28 protein-coding genes are annotated in these 16,340 nt (G+C 69.4%); 2 read left to right on the forward strand and 26 right to left on the reverse strand.

Annotated features, from left to right (window positions below; translation table 11 throughout):
• Nucleotides 1-73: 73 nt before the first annotated feature.
• The 8 genes from truA to infA all read right to left on the reverse strand — a co-directional run bounded on the left by truA (nucleotide 74) and on the right by infA (nucleotide 4,940).
• Entirely contained in the window at nucleotides 74-964 is an 891-nt protein-coding gene (truA, locus tag CHF16_RS03575) for a tRNA pseudouridine(38-40) synthase TruA (RefSeq protein WP_179271370.1), read from the reverse strand.
• A gap of 174 nt (nucleotides 965-1,138) precedes the next feature.
• Nucleotides 1,139-1,654, reverse strand: coding sequence for a 50S ribosomal protein L17 (gene rplQ, locus CHF16_RS03580; RefSeq protein ID WP_089324442.1), 516 nt, complete (start codon nucleotides 1,652-1,654; stop codon nucleotides 1,139-1,141).
• 95 nt (nucleotides 1,655-1,749) lie between these two features.
• Nucleotides 1,750-2,763 carry a DNA-directed RNA polymerase subunit alpha gene (locus CHF16_RS03585; protein WP_089324443.1) on the reverse strand — a complete coding sequence of 338 codons (1,014 nt, stop codon included), beginning with the start codon at nucleotides 2,761-2,763 and terminating at the stop codon, nucleotides 1,750-1,752.
• Between the two features lie 113 nt (nucleotides 2,764-2,876).
• A complete protein-coding gene (gene rpsD, locus CHF16_RS03590; protein WP_089324444.1) occupies nucleotides 2,877-3,503 on the reverse strand; it encodes a 30S ribosomal protein S4 in 627 nt (208 codons plus the stop codon).
• Between the two features lie 20 nt (nucleotides 3,504-3,523).
• Nucleotides 3,524-3,925 (reverse strand): 30S ribosomal protein S11, encoded by a 402-nt coding sequence (gene rpsK / locus CHF16_RS03595; protein ID WP_021596710.1) that lies wholly within the window; start codon nucleotides 3,923-3,925, stop codon nucleotides 3,524-3,526.
• Nucleotides 3,926-3,976: 51 nt separating this feature from the next.
• Entirely contained in the window at nucleotides 3,977-4,357 is a 381-nt protein-coding gene (gene rpsM / locus CHF16_RS03600) for a 30S ribosomal protein S13 (RefSeq protein WP_089324445.1), read from the reverse strand.
• Nucleotides 4,358-4,538: 181 nt separating this feature from the next.
• On the reverse strand, nucleotides 4,539-4,652 hold the full coding sequence (rpmJ, locus tag CHF16_RS03605; protein WP_021596712.1) for a 50S ribosomal protein L36: 114 nt from the start codon (nucleotides 4,650-4,652) through the stop codon (nucleotides 4,539-4,541).
• Between the two features lie 66 nt (nucleotides 4,653-4,718).
• Complete coding sequence (gene infA / locus CHF16_RS03610) at nucleotides 4,719-4,940, reverse strand: translation initiation factor IF-1 (protein WP_067629441.1); 222 nt, start codon at nucleotides 4,938-4,940, stop codon at nucleotides 4,719-4,721.
• A 258-nt stretch (nucleotides 4,941-5,198) separates the two neighbouring features.
• On the opposite strand from infA, the gene CHF16_RS03615 reads away from it, so the two are divergent.
• A complete protein-coding gene (locus CHF16_RS03615; protein WP_089324446.1) occupies nucleotides 5,199-5,756 on the forward strand; it encodes a hypothetical protein in 558 nt (185 codons plus the stop codon).
• Nucleotides 5,757-5,788: 32 nt separating this feature from the next.
• Here the strand turns inward: CHF16_RS03615 and CHF16_RS03620 are convergent, their stop codons facing one another.
• Nucleotides 5,789-6,412, reverse strand: coding sequence for a GNAT family N-acetyltransferase (locus CHF16_RS03620; protein WP_089324447.1), 624 nt, complete (start codon nucleotides 6,410-6,412; stop codon nucleotides 5,789-5,791).
• A gap of 198 nt (nucleotides 6,413-6,610) precedes the next feature.
• On the opposite strand from CHF16_RS03620, the gene CHF16_RS03625 reads away from it, so the two are divergent.
• Complete coding sequence (locus CHF16_RS03625) at nucleotides 6,611-7,426, forward strand: phosphodiesterase (protein WP_089324448.1); 816 nt, start codon at nucleotides 6,611-6,613, stop codon at nucleotides 7,424-7,426.
• Nucleotides 7,427-7,446: 20 nt separating this feature from the next.
• On the opposite strand, the gene CHF16_RS03630 is transcribed toward CHF16_RS03625, so the two are convergent.
• The 17 genes from CHF16_RS03630 to rplP form a co-directional block, all read right to left on the reverse strand.
• Nucleotides 7,447-7,893, reverse strand: coding sequence for a DUF1707 SHOCT-like domain-containing protein (locus CHF16_RS03630; protein WP_089324449.1), 447 nt, complete (start codon nucleotides 7,891-7,893; stop codon nucleotides 7,447-7,449).
• 14 nt (nucleotides 7,894-7,907) lie between these two features.
• Nucleotides 7,908-8,747, reverse strand: a complete 840-nt coding sequence (gene map / locus CHF16_RS03635; RefSeq protein ID WP_089324624.1) for a type I methionyl aminopeptidase — start codon at nucleotides 8,745-8,747, stop codon at nucleotides 7,908-7,910.
• Between the two features lie 129 nt (nucleotides 8,748-8,876).
• Nucleotides 8,877-9,527, reverse strand: a complete 651-nt coding sequence (locus tag CHF16_RS03640) for an adenylate kinase (RefSeq protein ID WP_089324450.1) — start codon at nucleotides 9,525-9,527, stop codon at nucleotides 8,877-8,879.
• A complete protein-coding gene (secY, locus tag CHF16_RS03645) occupies nucleotides 9,527-10,822 on the reverse strand; it encodes a preprotein translocase subunit SecY (protein ID WP_089324625.1) in 1,296 nt (431 codons plus the stop codon). The genes CHF16_RS03640 and secY overlap by 1 nt, the downstream gene beginning before the upstream one ends.
• A gap of 227 nt (nucleotides 10,823-11,049) precedes the next feature.
• On the reverse strand, nucleotides 11,050-11,526 hold the full coding sequence (rplO, locus tag CHF16_RS03650) for a 50S ribosomal protein L15 (RefSeq protein ID WP_089324451.1): 477 nt from the start codon (nucleotides 11,524-11,526) through the stop codon (nucleotides 11,050-11,052).
• 1 nt (nucleotide 11,527) lies between these two features.
• Nucleotides 11,528-11,710: a 50S ribosomal protein L30 gene (rpmD, locus tag CHF16_RS03655; protein ID WP_089324452.1), complete on the reverse strand. Its 183-nt coding sequence runs from the start codon at nucleotides 11,708-11,710 to the stop codon at nucleotides 11,528-11,530.
• A complete protein-coding gene (gene rpsE, locus CHF16_RS03660; RefSeq protein ID WP_386874519.1) occupies nucleotides 11,707-12,327 on the reverse strand; it encodes a 30S ribosomal protein S5 in 621 nt (206 codons plus the stop codon). The genes rpmD and rpsE overlap by 4 nt, the downstream gene beginning before the upstream one ends.
• A gap of 49 nt (nucleotides 12,328-12,376) precedes the next feature.
• On the reverse strand, nucleotides 12,377-12,763 hold the full coding sequence (rplR, locus tag CHF16_RS03665) for a 50S ribosomal protein L18 (protein ID WP_089324454.1): 387 nt from the start codon (nucleotides 12,761-12,763) through the stop codon (nucleotides 12,377-12,379).
• A 2-nt stretch (nucleotides 12,764-12,765) separates the two neighbouring features.
• Nucleotides 12,766-13,302: a 50S ribosomal protein L6 gene (gene rplF / locus CHF16_RS03670; protein WP_089324455.1), complete on the reverse strand. Its 537-nt coding sequence runs from the start codon at nucleotides 13,300-13,302 to the stop codon at nucleotides 12,766-12,768.
• A gap of 16 nt (nucleotides 13,303-13,318) precedes the next feature.
• Nucleotides 13,319-13,717 carry a 30S ribosomal protein S8 gene (gene rpsH, locus CHF16_RS03675; protein ID WP_089324456.1) on the reverse strand — a complete coding sequence of 133 codons (399 nt, stop codon included), beginning with the start codon at nucleotides 13,715-13,717 and terminating at the stop codon, nucleotides 13,319-13,321.
• Between the two features lie 146 nt (nucleotides 13,718-13,863).
• Nucleotides 13,864-14,049, reverse strand: a complete 186-nt coding sequence (locus CHF16_RS03680; RefSeq protein WP_018657585.1) for a type Z 30S ribosomal protein S14 — start codon at nucleotides 14,047-14,049, stop codon at nucleotides 13,864-13,866.
• 2 nt (nucleotides 14,050-14,051) lie between these two features.
• Nucleotides 14,052-14,627 (reverse strand): 50S ribosomal protein L5, encoded by a 576-nt coding sequence (rplE, locus tag CHF16_RS03685; RefSeq protein ID WP_089324457.1) that lies wholly within the window; start codon nucleotides 14,625-14,627, stop codon nucleotides 14,052-14,054.
• A gap of 5 nt (nucleotides 14,628-14,632) precedes the next feature.
• Nucleotides 14,633-14,941 (reverse strand): 50S ribosomal protein L24, encoded by a 309-nt coding sequence (gene rplX, locus CHF16_RS03690; protein ID WP_089324458.1) that lies wholly within the window; start codon nucleotides 14,939-14,941, stop codon nucleotides 14,633-14,635.
• Entirely contained in the window at nucleotides 14,941-15,309 is a 369-nt protein-coding gene (gene rplN, locus CHF16_RS03695) for a 50S ribosomal protein L14 (protein ID WP_067629407.1), read from the reverse strand. The genes rplX and rplN overlap by 1 nt, the downstream gene beginning before the upstream one ends.
• A 99-nt stretch (nucleotides 15,310-15,408) precedes the next feature.
• Nucleotides 15,409-15,678 (reverse strand): 30S ribosomal protein S17, encoded by a 270-nt coding sequence (gene rpsQ, locus CHF16_RS03700; protein WP_089324459.1) that lies wholly within the window; start codon nucleotides 15,676-15,678, stop codon nucleotides 15,409-15,411.
• The gene (gene rpmC, locus CHF16_RS03705; protein ID WP_089324460.1) at nucleotides 15,675-15,920 is read right to left on the reverse strand and encodes a 50S ribosomal protein L29; all 246 of its coding nucleotides are present in this window, start codon (nucleotides 15,918-15,920) and stop codon (nucleotides 15,675-15,677) included. The genes rpsQ and rpmC overlap by 4 nt, the downstream gene beginning before the upstream one ends.
• Complete coding sequence (gene rplP, locus CHF16_RS03710) at nucleotides 15,920-16,339, reverse strand: 50S ribosomal protein L16 (RefSeq protein WP_021596731.1); 420 nt, start codon at nucleotides 16,337-16,339, stop codon at nucleotides 15,920-15,922. Before rplP ends, rpmC begins: the two co-directional genes overlap by 1 nt.
• Between the last annotated feature and the right edge of the window lies 1 nt (nucleotide 16,340).

Consider the following 16,340-nt stretch of genomic DNA (forward strand, 5'->3'; position numbering starts at 1 on the left):
GTTCCGCGTCCAGACCGTGCCGTGTCTGGACCCTGCCGCGTCCAGGCCGTGCGGCGTCTGGACCGTTCCGTGTCTAGGCCGTACCGGGCTCGGACGAGGCGGGCTGCTGCTCGGCGGCGGCATTGGCGGCGGCGGTCGCGTTGAGCGTCCGGACCCGGCGGGTCTCCTGGGCGCGCCTCGCCAGGGCGTCGTCACCGGGGTAGCGGATCTCCTCCAGCGACAGCCCGTGCGCGGGCGCCACGTTCACGCCGGAGTCGCGGACGCGGGCCGCGAGCACCTCGGCGGGCCACTCCACGTCGCGCCGCCCGTCCCCGACCATCAGCAGCGCGCCGACGAGCGCCCGCACCATCGAGTGGCAGAAGGCGTCGGCCTCGACGGTCGCGAGCACCAGATGCGGGTCGCGGTCGTCGCGGGCCCACTCGTAGCGCAGCAGCTCCCGGATCGTCGTCGCGCCCTCCCGCTTGCGGCAGTACGCGGCGAAGTCGGCCTCCCCCACCAGGCGCCGCGCGGCGTCGTTCATCCGGCCCAGGTCGAGCGGGCGCGGATGCCACAGCACGTCGTGGCGGCGCAGCGGGTCGACCCCCACCGGGTTGTCGCACACCCGGTACACGTAGCGCCGCGACAGCGCGGAGAACCGGGCGTCGAACCCCTCCGGCGCGACCGACACGCGCCACACCCGGACGTCCGGCGGGAGCAGCCCGGCGAGGCGGCGCGGCATCGTGCCGTTGATCGCCGAGTACGCCGCCACCGGCACCACCAGGTGCGCGACCTGGCCGCTCGCGTGGACGCCCGCGTCGGTGCGGCCGGCGACGGTGAGCATGGGCGGCGGATCGAGCCGCAGCATCCGCGCCAGCGCGTCCTCGATGACGCCCTGCACGGTCCGCTGGTTCGGCTGCCGCGCCCAGCCCGCGAAGTCCGACCCGTCGTAACCGATGTCGAGCCGGAGTCGTACCAGTGCGGTCATGTCAGCCGATTGATCCTTCTGCAACGTTGCCGTTCCGATCCCTTGCGTGTGCGCGCCGCCGCTCCCCTGACCTGACCATGCGTCAAGTCTGGCAAAGAACAGGGCCCACCGCCCGATGTGGACGGTGGGCCCTGACGAATGTCGAGCAAACGCTCGGCCAGTTCGCGCGGCGGACTACTCCTTGCCGTCCTCCGCCTTGGCCTCCGCCGCCTCGTCCGCGGCCTTGGCCTCGGGCTCGGCGTCGGTGTCGGCGGCCTTGCTGAGGGTGACCTCGCCCTCGGCGGGCAGGTCCTCCTCGGCGACCTTCGCCGTCCTGCCGGTGGCGGCCGGCATCGGCTCGGTCACCAGCTCGATGACCGCCATGGGCGCGTTGTCGCCCTTGCGCGGACCGATCTTGGTGATGCGGGTGTAGCCGCCGGGACGGTTCTCGAAGCTCGGCGCGATCTCGGTGAAGAGCGCGTGGACGACGCCCTTGTCGCGGATCGTGCGGGCCACCAGGCGACGGTTGTGCAGGTCGCCCTTCTTGGCCTTGGTGATCAGCTTCTCCGCCAGCGGGCGCACCCGCCGGGCCTTGGCCTCGGTGGTGGTGATGCGGCCGTGCTCGAACAGCGCCGTCGCCAGGTTCGCCAGGATCAGCTTCTGGTGGGCGGCGCTCCCGCCGAGGCGGGCGCCCTTGGTGGGCTGAGGCATCGTGCTTCCTTCCTGCACCGGCCGTGTCAGGTACCGGTGTCAGCTGGTTCCGGTACGGCCGGGGCTCGCGCCCCGGCCGCCCGGCATCGGATTGTCTAGTACTGCTCGGTCTCGGCGTAGCTCTGGTCGTCGTCGCTGTAGTTGTCGGCCGCCGCGCTCGGGTCGAACCCGGGCGGGGAGTCCTTCAGCGACAGGCCCATGTCGTTGAGCTTCTGCTTGACCTCTTCGATCGACTTGGCGCCGAAGTTGCGGATGTCGAGCAGGTCCTGCTCGGAGCGGGCCACGAGCTCGCCCACCGAGTGGATGCCCTCGCGCTTCAGGCAGTTGTAGGAGCGGACCGTGAGGTTCAGCTCCTCGATCGGCAGGGCCAGGTCCGCGGCGAGCGCGGCGTCCGTCGGGGACGGGCCCATGTCGATGCCCTCGGCCTCGACGTTGAGCTCCCGGGCCAGGCCGAACAGCTCGACGAGGGTCTTGCCGGCGGAGGCGACCGCGTCGCGCGGCAGCATCGCCTGCTTGGTCTCCACGTCCAGGATGAGGCGGTCGAAGTCGGTGCGCTGCTCGACTCGGGTCGCCTCGACCTTGTAGGTGACCTTCAGCACGGGCGAGTAGATGGAGTCGATCGGGATCCGGCCGATCTCCTGGCCCGGCTGCTTGTTCTGCGCGGCGGAGACGTAGCCGCGGCCGCGCTCGACCGTGAGCTCCATCTCCAGCTTGGCCTTGTTGTTCAGCGTGGCGATGTGCAGGTCCGGGTTGTGGACCTCGACGCCCGCCGGCGGCGCGATGTCGGCCGCGGTCACCTCACCGGGGCCCTGCTTGCGCAGGTACATGACCACGGGCTCGTCGTGCTCGGAGGAGACGACGAGCTCCTTCAGGTTCAGGATGATGTCGGTGACATCCTCCTTCACCCCGGGAACCGTGGAGAACTCGTGGAGGACGCCCTCGATCCGGATGCTGGTGACGGCCGCACCGGGGATGGACGAGAGCAGGGTGCGGCGCAGCGAGTTGCCGATCGTGTAGCCGAAGCCCGGCTCCAGCGGCTCGATGGTGAACCGCGACCGGTACTCGTCGACCTGCTCTTCGGTGAGAGTGGGACGCTGAGCGATGAGCATGGTGGTGCCTTCTTTCCGCGGTGCCCGCTATTTGACGACCGCGTTCTGGAGTGTTCCCCGATCCGCCGGGGCCCCGTCGGGACCCCGGCGGACGCCTGAGCCCTACCCCGTTCCTACTTGGAGTAGAGCTCGACGATCAGCTGCTCCTGGACGGGAGCTTCGATCTGCTGCCGGACGGGCAGCGAGTGCACGAGGATCCGCATCTTCTCGCCGTCGACCCCGAGCCACGCCGGGACGGGGCGCTCGCCGATCTCGGCCTTGGCGACCTGGAACGGCGTCGTCTCCAGCGACTTGGGCTTGACGTCGATGATGTCGGCCTCGTTCACCAGGGCCGACGGGATGTTGACCTTCTTGCCGTTGACCCGGATGTGGCCGTGCCGGATGAGCTGGCGGGCCATGTCGCGGGACTTGGCGAAGCCGCCCCGGTAGACGACGTTGTCGAGCCGGCGCTCCAGGAGGGCGAGCAGGTTGTCGCCCGTCTTGCCCTGCTGGCGGTTCGCCTCGACGTAGTAGTTGTGGAACTGCCGCTCCAGGACGCCGTAGATGCGGCGCGCCTTCTGCTTCTCGCGGAGCTGGAGCAGGTACTCGGTCTCCTTCGGCCGACCGCGCCCGTGCTCACCCGGCGGGTAGGGACGGATCTCGATCGGGCACTTGGGGCCCATGCACTTGCTGCCCTTGAGGAACAGCTTCATCTTCTCGCGGCGGCAGAGCTTGCAGTCCGCACCGGTGTAACGAGCCATTGTTCTAGATCTCCCCTGCCTCAGACCCGGCGACGCTTCGGCGGGCGGCAGCCGTTGTGCGGAACGGGCGTGACGTCCTGGATCGAGCCCACCTCGAGGCCGGTCGCCTGCAGCGAGCGGATGGCGGTCTCGCGGCCCGAGCCCGGGCCCTTCACGAAGACGTCGACCTTGCGCATGCCGTGCTCCATCGCGCGCCGGGCGGCGGCCTCGGCGGCCTGCTGCGCGGCGAACGGGGTGGACTTGCGCGAGCCCTTGAAACCGACGTGGCCCGAGGAGGCCCAGGAGATCACGTTCCCGTTGGGGTCGGTGATCGAGACGATCGTGTTGTTGAACGTGCTCTTGATGTGGGCGTGCCCGTGAGCGACGTTCTTCTTCTCCTTGCGGCGCACCTTCTTGGCGCCGACACGGCTCTTAGGAGGCATGTGCTCTCTCTACTCTTGAGGTCATCGATCCGGAGGACCGACTCCGGACTGCTACTTCTTGCCGGCCTTCTTCTTGCCGGCCACGGTCTTCTTCTTGCCCTTGCGGGTGCGCGCGTTGGTCTGCGTGCGCTGACCGTGCACCGGAAGCCCGCGACGGTGCCGGATGCCCTGGTAGCACCCGATCTCGATCTTGCGGCGGATGTCGGCCTGGACCTCGCGGCGAAGGTCGCCCTCGGTCTTGTAGTTCGCCTCGATCCAGTCGCGGAGCTTGACCAGCTCGTCGTCGCCGAGCTGGTGCACCCGCAGGTCGCCGCTGATGCCGGTACCCGCCAGGGTCTCCAGCGCCCGCGTCCGGCCGATGCCGAAGATGTAGGTGAGAGCGACCTCCAAGCGCTTGTCGCGCGGGAGGTCGACGCCGAGGAGGCGTGCCATGTGGGCAGTTCCCTTCATAGTGCGGAGGTATGGACGCACCGCGTCCGCACACACCCTGCCCGGGTGGCGGCCCCGGCCTCCGGCGGTCCGAGGGTGGTCCTCACACGCGGCTGCCGTACGAACCGATCACCGGTTCGTACGGCGGCGTGTGAAGGCTGCGGTGCGCTTGTCGGTTGTGGCGTCAGCCCTGACGCTGCTTGTGGCGCGGGTCGGAGCAGATGACCATGACCCGGCCGTGCCGGCGGATGACGCGGCACTTGTTGCAGATCTTCTTGACGCTCGGCTTGACCTTCACTGGGTCTCCTAGGAGTAAGGGTCACCCCTGTGCCGCCACACACAGGGAAGGCAACCCCAGTGGGTGTTACTTGTAGCGGTAGACGATCCGACCGCGCGTGAGGTCGTAGGGGCTCAGCTCCACAACGACGCGGTCGTCCGGCAGGATCCGGATGTAGTGCATCCGCATCTTGCCGCTGATGTGGGCGAGCACCTTGTGCCCGTTCTCCAGCTCCACCCGGAACATGGCGTTCGGGAGGGACTCGATGACGGTGCCCTCGATCTCGATGGCCCCTTCTTTCTTGGGCATGTCCTCCGCGCTTCACTGATCGGCTCATTGGACGCGGCCCGGGTCTCCGGTGGAGAATCGACCGCAACCCACCACGACGCGCGTGCGTCGGAAACGGGGAATCAGGCGGCCGGCGACGGACCGACAAAGGAGTCTACGTCAACCGGACGCAGAACGTGAAATCGGCGCACGCCACGAGTCCGGAGACTGCTCCCGACACAAGCATACATCGCGTGCGCGTTGTACCTTTCAGGAGAGAGACGTCAGAGGAGGATCAGCATGCCGAGCTATGACTTCGCGCTGATCCTCAGCCGTCCCCTGTACGAGGACGAACTGGATCCGCTCTTCGACCGCACCCACGGCGCGGTCACGGTCTCGATCATCAGCGAGCCGCAGCACGCGGAGCGGCCCGGCAACGCGTCCTGCTCGTGGTCCGGCGCCACCCTCGCCGCCGCGATCATGGAGGTGGTCGAGCACGTCGAGGAGAGCGCGCCCGGCCTGCACGTGCTCCAGGTCGAGGCCGATCCGCTGCTGACGATCCGCGACATCGCCGAGCGCGTCGGCCGCTCGCTGGACTCCGTCCGGCACGCGATCACCGGCGCCCGCGGCGCCACCGGCTTCCCCTCCTCGGAGATGTCGACCGCCGGCCACCGGCTGTGGCGCTGGTCGAAGGTCGCCGCCTGGTACGGCCTGGACGACCCGCAGCTCGTCGAGGCCAAGCCCACCGTCCAGGCCATCAACGGCTGGCTGGCCCTGCGCGACGTCGTCCCCGACGTGGCCCCGCCCGCCGAAGAGGTCACCACGGCCCTGTCCCTGGTGATCCCCCACGTCGCCTAGCGACCGCGCCCGCCCGGCCGCGGGGCGGGCCTTCACCGGGTGGATCGGCAGCGGACCGGATCCGGTTCCACGCTCGCGAACCACCGGGACGGGATGACCCGGCCGTCGGAGAGGCGATGCGTCTCCGGGCCCGGCGCCGGGTCGAGCCCGGCCCGCCACAGCGAGCGGACGCTCGCGGCGTTCTCGGGCTCGGCGCCCGCCCGGACCTCCCGGAAGCCCAGATGGCGGTGGGCGAGCGCGAGGCCGGCGGTGAACAGCTCGGCGCCGAGGCCGCGGCCCCGGTAGCCGGGGGCCAGGCTGCCGCCCAGCTCGCAGCCGTCGCCGGACAGCGGCGTCAGGGAGAGCGACCCGGCGGTCGTGCCCCGGTCCGGATCGATGGCGATCATGCTCAGGCCGAGACGGGGGCTCGGCAGCCCGAACCGGCCGCGCCCCCGGCCCGCGGGGGCGGCCAGGAGGCCGGCGCGCTCCCGCTCGGGCACCAGGATCCCCGGCTCCCAGCCCAGCCACCGCTGCGCCTCGGCGTCGCTGGCGGCCGCCCGGATGCGCCGCGCGTCCGACCACGTCGCGGTGCGGAGGAACAGCCGGGGCGTCACGATCTCGTGGCGGCCGCCGGAGCAGCCCCGGACCCGTAAGGCGGACCGCTGACGCGTCCCCATGGCCGCACCTCCGGTGTGATCTATCGCCGAGCAAGGTAGCGGGTGGAGGCTGGTAACGGAAGGCGCCCGTAATGTCGTTGTGCACGGGGCGGAGTCGACAGTGCGGGCGGGCGAGGGCGAAGATCGTCCGGGGGGCGCGGCCCGGGGGTGGTGCGGAGACGGGCCCGGTCATGTGTTCAGGGCAAGGGGAGTGGATCGATGGCGATCATCGCGCAGCTGAGCGATATCCATCTGGCGGCCGGGCGCGACGGCGAGGTGGACGACGGCTCGGGCCCCGTGCGGGCGCTGCGGGCCGCCGTGTCGAGCCTGCTGTCGCTGCCGGCCCGTCCGGACGCGGTGGTCCTCACCGGCGACCTCGCCGACGCCGGGCGCCCCGCCGAGTACGCGCGGCTGCACGCGCTGCTGTCACCGCTGCCGATGGCCGTCTACCCGCTGTGCGGCATCCACGACGACCGCGACGAGATACGCAGGGCGTTCGCCGACCATCCGGCGGTGGCGGCGACCGGCACCTCCCCCAAGGCGCCCGTCCAGTACGCCGTGGACGTCGCGGGCGTGCGGCTGATCTGCTGCGACACGACCGTGGACGGCCACTCCCACGGCCACATGAGCGAGGACCGCCTCCGCTGGCTCGACGGCGTGCTGAAGGACGCCCCCGACACGCCGACGGTCGTCGCCACCCACCATCCGCCGTACCCGATCGGCATGCGGTTCATCGACGACCTGCGGTTCGTCGACCCGGCCGGTTTCGCGGCGGTGCTGGCCCGGCACCCGCAGGTGGTGCGGGTGATCTCCGGGCACGTCCACCGGGCGTCCGTCGGGTCGCTCGCGGGGCGGGTCTGCACCACCTGCCCGAGCACCTACCGGCAGCTGTTCCTCGACCTCACCAAGCAGGGCCGCGCGGCCGTCACCGGCGAGCCCGCCGGGTTCGCGCTGCACCTCATCGGCGCGGACGGCACCGCCACCACGCACTTCGCCCCGACCGGCAACTACCGGCCGCTGATGGACGTGGAGTGACCCCGGGCCGCGCCCGGGCGTCAGCCGTGGCCGGAGCGGCCCCCGAAGATCGTCCGCATCAGCAGGATGGCGCCCCACGGGCCCGCCACCCAGATCCACCACGGGTACACCGCGCCGGTGGTCACCAGCAGGATCAGCCACACGGTGAAGTTGATCGCGCTGACCGTGGCCCACGCACCCCACATCGCCCACGTCCCCCGCGACGCGAGGTCACCGGAGGAGGGCTTCGCCACCGAGGCGGTGCTCTTGGGCTGGGCGGCCGGGACGGGCAGCTGGTACAGGTCCTCCTCTGGCAGGTCGGAGGTCACCTCCTGCAGCTCCCCGAACGTCCTGGCCGCGTAGACGCTCTCCAGCCGCTCCTGGAGCTCGTCCATCGTGATGCGGCCGAGCGCGCAGTGCTCCCGCAGGCTCGACGCCACGCGGTCGCGGTCGGCGTCCGACGCCCGGATGTCAGGGTTCGGCGCCATCGTTCCTCCGCTTCTCAGGACGAGCTGTCAGTCCCATTCTGCGCGGTCGCACCGAGCTTCTGGAACCACCCGCGGCCCTCGTCGAGCGCGGTCAGCACGCGCGGGCCGTCCGCGGTGACCGCGAACGTGTGCTCGAAGTGCGCCGAGTACCGCCCGTCGGTGGTGACGACCGTCCAGCCGTCGTCCAGCTCGCGGGTCTCCTTGGTGCCGAGGTTCACCATCGGCTCGACCGCGAAGCACATGCCCGGCTCCAGCACGGGGCCGTGCCCGGCCTCGCCGTGGTTGGGGATCAGCGGGTCCATGTGCATCTCGGTCCCGATGCCGTGCCCGCCGTAGCCCTCGACGATGCCGTAGCGGCCCTGAGAGCGAATGTAAGCCTCGATCGCGTGCGACATGTCCGTGAGCCGTGCCCCGGCCCTTCCGGCCGCCAGACCGTGCCACAGGGACGTCTCGGTGACCTCCAGGAGCCGCCGCAGCTCGTCGGTGATCTCGCCGACGGGCACCGTGATCGCCGCGTCGCCGTGCCAGCCCTCGACGATCGCGCCGCAGTCGATCGAGATGACGTCGCCGTCGCGCAGCGTCTTGCCGGCGCGCGGGATGCCGTGCACGATCTCCTCGTTGATGGACGCGCAGATCGTCCCGGTGAAGCCGTGGTAGCCCTTGAAGGACGGGATGCCGCCGTTGTCGCGGATGTGCTGCTCGGCGAGCGTGTCCAGGTCGAGCGTGGTGATCCCCGGCTCGACCGCGCCGCGCAGCAGCTCCAGCGTCCGGCCGACGAGCAGCCCCGCCGCCCGCATCAGCTCGACCTGCTCCGGGGTCTTCATCTGGATGGTCGGCCTGCGCCGCTTGAACATCATTCCCCCTGCACGGGTTCGGCCGCCGACGGAAGGGGCGCGGAGCCCGCGGCTCCGCGCCCGTCCGTCACTTCTCGGGAGGGCCCGCCATCTCTCCGGCGGGGCCCGTTCACTTCTCCGGCGGGCGCGTCACTTCTCCAGCGGACGCAGCGCGGCCAGGGCGCGCTTCGTGACCTCTTCGACCGGGCCCGTGGCGTCGATGCCGACGAGGATGTTCTCGTCGGCGTAGAACTGCACCAGCGGCGCCGTGTCGTGCCGGTACACCTCCAGGCGGTGCATGACGACCTCTTCCTTGTCGTCGTCGCGCTGGAACAGGTGACCGCCGCAGTCGTCGCAGATGTCGTCCTGCTTGTCGTCGAAGTCGACGTGCCAGATCCGGCCGCACCGGTCGCAGGTGCGCCGGCCCGACAGCCGCCGGACGACCTCGTCCTCGTCGACGACGAGCTCCAGGACGATGTCCAGGCGCGCGTCCCACTCGGCGAGGATCTTCTTGAGCGTCTCCGCCTGGGGGACGTTGCGCGGGAACCCGTCCAGCAGGAACCCGTCGCGGGCGTCCTCCTCGCCCAGCCGGTCGCGCACCATCGCGATGGTGATCTCGTCGGGGACGAGGTCGCCGCGGTCCATGTACTGCTTGGCCTGCAGGCCGAGTTCGGTCCCGCCGCTCACGTTCGCGCGGAAGATGTCACCTGTCGAGATCTTCGGGACCGACAGATGAGATGCGATGAACTGGGCCTGCGTCCCCTTGCCCGCTCCCGGGGGGCCCACCAGCACGATACGCACTACCGGAGGAAGCCCTCGTAGTTGCGCTGCTGCAGCTGACTCTCGATCTGCTTCACGGTATCCAGTCCGACGCCGACGACGATGAGGATGCTCGCGCCACCGAAGGGGAAGTCCTGGGTCGCGTTCAGGAGTGCGAACGCCACCATCGGGATCAGGGACACGAGCCCCAGGTACAGCGCACCGGGTGTGGTGATCCGGGTCAGCACGAAGTCGAGGTATTCGGCGGTCGGCCGACCAGGACGGATACCTGGGATGAATCCACCATACTTCTTCATGTTGTCGGCGACTTCAGTGGGGTTGAAGGTGATCGCCACGTAGAAGTACGTGAAGAAGATGATGAAGACGAAGAAGATCCCCATGTGCCAGGCGTTGTCCTGCCGCAGGTACGGCTGGATCTTCTGCAGCCACTGCGTGTTGGGCCACAGCTGCGTCGCCAGGATCGGCAGGTAGAGCAGCGAGGACGCGAAGATGATCGGGATGATGCCGGCCTGGTTCACCTTCAGCGGGATGTAGGTCGACGTCCCGCCGTACATGCGCCGGCCCACCATCCGCTTGGCGTACTGGACGGGGATGCGCCGCTGCGCCTGCTCGACGAACACGACGCCCGCCATGATGGCGAGGCCGACCAGGATCACGACCGCGAAGACGAAGCCGTTCTTGGCCTTGTAGATGCCCCAGAACTGGGCGGGGAAGACCGCCACCACCTGGGTGAAGATCAGGATCGACATGCCGTTGCCGACGCCGCGGTCGGTGACCAGCTCGCCCAGCCACATGATCACGGTCGTGCCGGCGACCATGCAGATCACCATGGTGATGATCGGGAAGACGCCGGTGTCGTACAGGATGTCGTCGCTGCCCGCGGCGTTCTGGAACAGCTGCCCGGTGCTCGCCATCGCGACGATGCCGGTGGCCTGCAGGATCGCCAGGCCCACCGTCAGGTACCGGGTGTACTGGGTGATCTTCGTCGTGCCGGCCTGGCCCTCCTTCTTGAGGGCCTCCAGCCGGGGGATCACGACCGTCAGCAGCTGCAGGATGATGCTCGCCGTGATGTACGGCATGATCCCCAGCGCGAAGACCGACAGCTTCAGCAGCGCGCCGCCGCTGAACAGGTCGATGAGACCGTAGAGCTGGCTGTTCTTCTTGGCCGCGTCCGCGGTCTCCTTCAGGACCTCCACGTTCACGTTCGGTGTCGGCAGGATCGAGCCGATCCGGAACACCAAGATCATGAACAGCGTGAACAGAAGTTTCTTACGCAGGTCAGGCGTACGGAAAGCCCGAGCGAACGCGGTCAGCACCATTCCTCCTGCGCGACTGGCGGGTTCACGGCCACCGAGCGGCCGGTTACAGCATGAGAACGGGCGGAGGATACCCGAGGAGACGTGCAAGTGCGCAATCTCACGCGAGTCGCCTTCGCCCGTAGGACTCTAACAGCAGATGACGCCGGGGCCGCCCCGCCATTCCCGGAGCCTTCACGGCCCCGGGCGCTCGGCGAGTACGGCCCCGGCATCGGACGTCGTCCTTCTTACAGCTCGTCGGTGGATCCGCCGGCCGCGGCGATCTTCTCCTTGGCGGCGCCGGAGAAGGCGTGCGCCTTCACCTGGACCGCCACGGAGATCTCGCCCGTGCCGAGGACCTTGACCGGACGGCCGCGGCGCACCGCGCCCTTGGCCGCCAGGTCCTCCGCCGTGACCTCGCCGCCCTCGGGGTAGAGCGCGGCGAGCTTGTCCAGGTTCACGACCTGGAACTCGACCCGGTTCGGGTTCTTGAAGCCCTTCAGCTTCGGCACCCGGCGGATCAGCGGCATCTGGCCGCCCTCGAACCCGACGGGGACGGTGCTGCGGGCCTTGGTGCCCTTGGTGCCGCGGCCCGCGGTCTTGCCCTTGGACGCCTCGCCGCGGCCCTTGCGGGTCTTGGCCTTGTTGGCGCCGGGGGCCGGACGCAGGTCGTGGACCTTGAGCGGGGTGCCCTCGGAGGTGTCCTTACCGAGATCAGCCGCCATGTCAGTCGACCTCCTCGACGGTGACCAGGTGCGCCACCGTCCGGATCATGCCGAGCACCTCGGGGCGGTCCTCGCGGACCACGCTCTGCCCGATCTTCTTCAGGCCGAGGGTGCGCAGCGTGTCACGCTGGTTCTGCTTCTCGCTGATCACGGACTTGGTCTGCGTGATCTTCAGGTTGGTCATGACGACGCGGCCTCCGCCCTGGGCTCGCTGCCCGCCGCGCGGGCGCGCAGCATGGCCGCCGGGGCGACGTCCTCGATCGGCAGGCCGCGCTTGGCCGCGATCTCCTCCGGACGCTTCAACGACTTCAGCCCCGCGATCGTGGCGTGCACGATGTTGATGGCGTTGTCGCTGCCCAGCGACTTGCTCAGCACGTCGTGGATGCCGGCGGCCTCCAGGACGGCGCGCACCGGGCCACCGGCGATGACGCCGGTACCGGGGCTGGCCGGACGCAGCAGGACCTCGCCCGCCGCGTCCCGCGCCTGCACCAGGTGCGGGATCGTGCCCTGGATCCGGGGCACCTTGAAGAAGTGCTTCTTGGCCTCTTCGACGCCCTTGGCGATCGCCGCGGGCACCTCCTTGGCCTTGCCGTAGCCGACACCGACGGTGCCGTTGCCGTCACCGACGATCACCAGGGCGGTGAAGCTGAAGCGACGCCCGCCCTTGACGACCTTGGCGACACGGTTGATCGCCACGACCTTCTCGATGTACGACTGGCCCTTGTCGGCGCCACCGCGGCGGTCGTCGCGGCGATCGCGACGGTCGCCACCCTGACCGCCGCCACGCCTCTGCGCTGCCATCAGTGGTTCCTTCCCTTAACGGTGGTGGGTGGGGGCTGGAGCACGGTCATCAGAGCTCGAGGCCCCCCTCGCGCGCACCGTCCGCGACAGCGGCGATGCGGCCGTGGTACTTGTGGCCACCGCGGTCGAACACGACCGAGTGGACACCGGCGTCCTGGGCCCGCCGGGCGACGAGCTCGCCGACCTTGCGGGACTTGGCCGTCTTGTCGCCGGAGTCGGCGCGCAGGTCGGCCTCCATGGTCGACGCGCTGGCCAGCGTGTGGCCCTTGTCGTCGTCGATGACCTGGACGAACACGTGGCGGCTGGAGCGGGTCACGACCAGGCGGGGCCGCGCGGCGGTGCCCACGACCTTCTTCCGGACCCGCAGGTGCCGGCGCTTGCGGGACTTGGCCCGCGCCGACGTGGCCCCGGCGGCCAGGGTCTTGGTGCCTGCCATGACTACTTACCAGCCTTTCCGACCTTGCGGCGGATCTGCTCACCTTCGTAGCGCACGCCCTTGCCCTTGTACGGGTCCGGCTTGCGCAGCTTGCGGATGCGGGCGGCGATCTCGCCGACGAGCTGCTTGTCGATGCCCTCGACGGTCAGCTGCGTCGGCTTCTCGACCGTGAACTTGATGCCCTCGGGCGCCTCGAACGGGATCGGGTGGCTGTAGCCGAGGGAGAACTCCACGTTCTGGCCCTTGGCCACCACCCGGTAGCCGACGCCCTGGATGACCAGGGTCTTCTTGTAGCCCTCGGTCACCCCGACGACCATGTTGTTGATCAGCGTCCGGGTGAGCCCGTGCAGCCCGCGGACCTTGTTCACGTCGTTCGGCCGGGTGACGACGATCCTGCCGTCCTCCTGGCTGACCTCGATGGGCTCCGCCACGGTGTGCGACAGCGTGCCCTTCGGCCCCTTGACGGTGACCTCCCGGCCGTCGAGGCTCACCTCGACACCGCTGGGCACGGAGATGGGAAGACGTCCAATACGAGACATTGTTCGGTACCTCCCCTCACCAGACGTAGGCGAGGACTTCCCCGCCCACGCCGCGCTTGCCCGCCTGCCGGTCGGTCATCAGGCCGGAGGACGTCGAGATGATCGCGACGCCCAGTCCGCCCAGGACCTTCGGCAGGTTGTCCTTCTTCGCGTACACGCGCAGACCCGGCTTCGAGACGCGCTTGATGCCGGCGATCGAACGCTCCCGGGTCGGGCCGAACTTGAGCTCGATCACGAGCTCCTTGCCCACCTTGGCGTCCTGCACGTTCCAGCCCGAGATGTAGCCCTCCTGCTGGAGGATCTCGGCGATGTGCGCCTTGATCTTCGAGTACGGCATCGCCACCGAGTCGTGGTACGCCGAATTCGCGTTGCGCAGACGCGTCAGCATGTCTGCGATCGGGTCGGTCATCGTCATGGCCTACTGGCCCTCCCTCGCCACGGTTTCCTCGGGGTGATGCGTCCCGTGGACCTTTGGCGCGGTCGTGGACGCCCTCTCGGGCGCCCGGTTGGTCATTACAGGCCGGCGTCCGCCCCCCGGGGCGCGTGCCCCGGGGGAGGCGGTCACCAGCTGGACTTCGTGATGCCGGGCAGCTCGCCGCGGTGGGCCATCTCCCGGAAGCACACCCGGCAGAGGCCGAACTTCCGGTAGACGGAGCGCGGGCGCCCGCAGCGCGAGCACCGAGTGTACGCGCGCACCCCGAACTTCGGCTTCCGCGCCGCCTTGGCGATCAGCGACTTCTTCGCCATGCTCAGCTCTCCTTGAAGGGGAAGCCCAGGAGCTTGAGCAGCGCCCGGCCCTCGTCGTCGGTCTTCGCGGTCGTCACGACCGTGATGTCCATGCCCCGCTGCCGGTCGACCTTGTCCGGGTCGACCTCGTGGAACATGACCTGCTCGGTCAGCCCGAAGGTGTAGTTGCCGTTGCCGTCGAACTGCTTCGGCGACAGGCCGCGGAAGTCGCGGATGCGGGGCAGCGCGGTGGCGAGCAGCCGGTCCAGGAACTCCCACATGCGGTCGCCGCGCAGCGTGGCGTGCGCGCCGATCGGCATGCCCTCGCGCAGCTTGAACTGCGCGATGGACTTGCGGGCCCGGTTGACCGCCGGCCGCTGGCCGGTGATCACCGACAGGTCGCGGATCGCGCCCTCGATCAGCTTGGCGTCCTTGGCCGCGTCGCCGACGCCCATGTTGACCACGATCTTGGTCAGCGTGGGGATCTGCATGACGTTGGCGTAGCCGAACTGCTCGCGCATCTGCCCCGCGATCTCCTCGCGGTAGCGGACCTTGAGCCTCGGCGTCGGCACGGGACGCTCGGTGACGGTCTCGGTCATCGGTCTCAGATCTCCTTACCGCTACGGCGCGAGATCCGAACCTTCGTGCCGTCGTCGTTGATGCGGTAACCGACCCGTACCGGCTTGCCGTCCTCGACGATGGCGACGTTGCTGACGTGCAGCGGCGCCTCCACCGTGACGCGGCCGCTCTCCTTGCCGGCACGCTGCTGGTCGGCCTTGATGTTCTTGGTGATGAGGTTGACGCCCTCGACGACGACGCGCTCGGCGCGCGGGTCGACGCGCAGGACCTTGCCCGTCGCGCCCTTGTCCTTGCCGGCGAGGACGATGACCTCGTCGCCCTTGCGGATCTTCATCAGAGCACCTCCGGCGCGAGCGAGATGATGCGCATGAACTTCTTCTCGCGCAGTTCGCGGCCCACCGGGCCGAAGATACGGGTGCCGCGGGGGTCGCCGCCGTCCCGGATCAGGACGGCGGCGTTCTCGTCGAAGCGGATGTAGGAGCCGTCCGGGCGCCGGCGCTCCTTGCGGGTGCGCACGACGACCGCCTTGACGACGTCACCCTTCTTCACGCCCGCGCCGGGAAGGGCGTCCTTCACCGTCGCGACGATGATGTCGCCGACTCCCGCGTAGCGCCGACCCGAGCCGCCGAGAACCCGGATGCAAAGGATCTCCTTCGCACCCGTGTTGTCGGCGACCTTGAGTCGCGACTCCTGCTGGATCACGTCAACTCCTGTTCGTCACACCGGTTCTGCACCGGATCTCGTCCGGCCCAGCCTGGTGGAACCAGTCATGTACAAGTGCGGGACTCGCGCCCCGCGGGCCTACTTGGCCTTCTCGAGGATCTCCACCACGCGCCACCGCTTGGTGGCCGACAGCGGGCGGGTCTCCATGAGACGGACGCGGTCGCCCACGCCGCACTCGTTGCCCTCGTCGTGCGCCTTGTAGTTCTTCGTGCGGCGGATCACCTTGTGGTACCGGCGGTGGGTCACGCGGTCCTCGACGGACACGACCACGGTCTTGTCCATCTTGTCGCTGACCACGAGGCCCTCCAGGACCTTGCGGGTAGTCCGCTGCTGCGTCTGCTCGGTCATTCGTTGCCCTCCGCGGCGTCGTCCTCGGCGACCGTGACGATGCCGAGCTCGCGCTCCCGCATCACGGTGTAGATGCGGGCGATCTCGCGCTTGACGGTGCGCAGCCGCCCGTGGCTCTCAAGCTGGCCGGTCGCGGCCTGGAAGCGGAGGTTGAACAGCTCCTCCTTGGCCTCCTTGAGCTTGGTGACCAGGACGTCCTCGGGCTCGGTCCGCAGGTCGTCGGCGGTAAGACCCTTGGCCATCAGGACTCACCCACCTCTCGCTTAACGATCTTGCACTTCATCGGAAGCTTGTGGATCGCGCGGGTGAGCGCCTCCCGAGCGATCTGCTCGTTCGGGTAGGAGATCTCGAAGAGCACGCGGCCCGGCTTCACGTTGGCCACCCACCACTCCACGGAGCCCTTGCCGGAGCCCATGCGGGTCTCGGCGGGCTTCTTGGTCAGCGGGCGGTCCGGGAAGATGTTGATCCAGACCTTGCCGCCGCGCTTGATGTGGCGGGTCATCGCGATACGAGCGGCCTCGATCTGCCGGTTCGTCACGTACGCGGCCTCGACGGCCTGGATGCCGTACTCGCCGAACGTCACCCTCGTGCCGCCCTTGGCCATGCCACGGCGCTTCGGGTGGTGCTGCTTGCGGTGCTTGACCTTGCGAGGGATCAGCATC

It is taken from the genome of Actinomadura meyerae (assembly GCF_900188445.1).
In the GTDB taxonomy this organism is placed as follows: domain Bacteria; phylum Actinomycetota; class Actinomycetes; order Streptosporangiales; family Streptosporangiaceae; genus Spirillospora; species Spirillospora meyerae.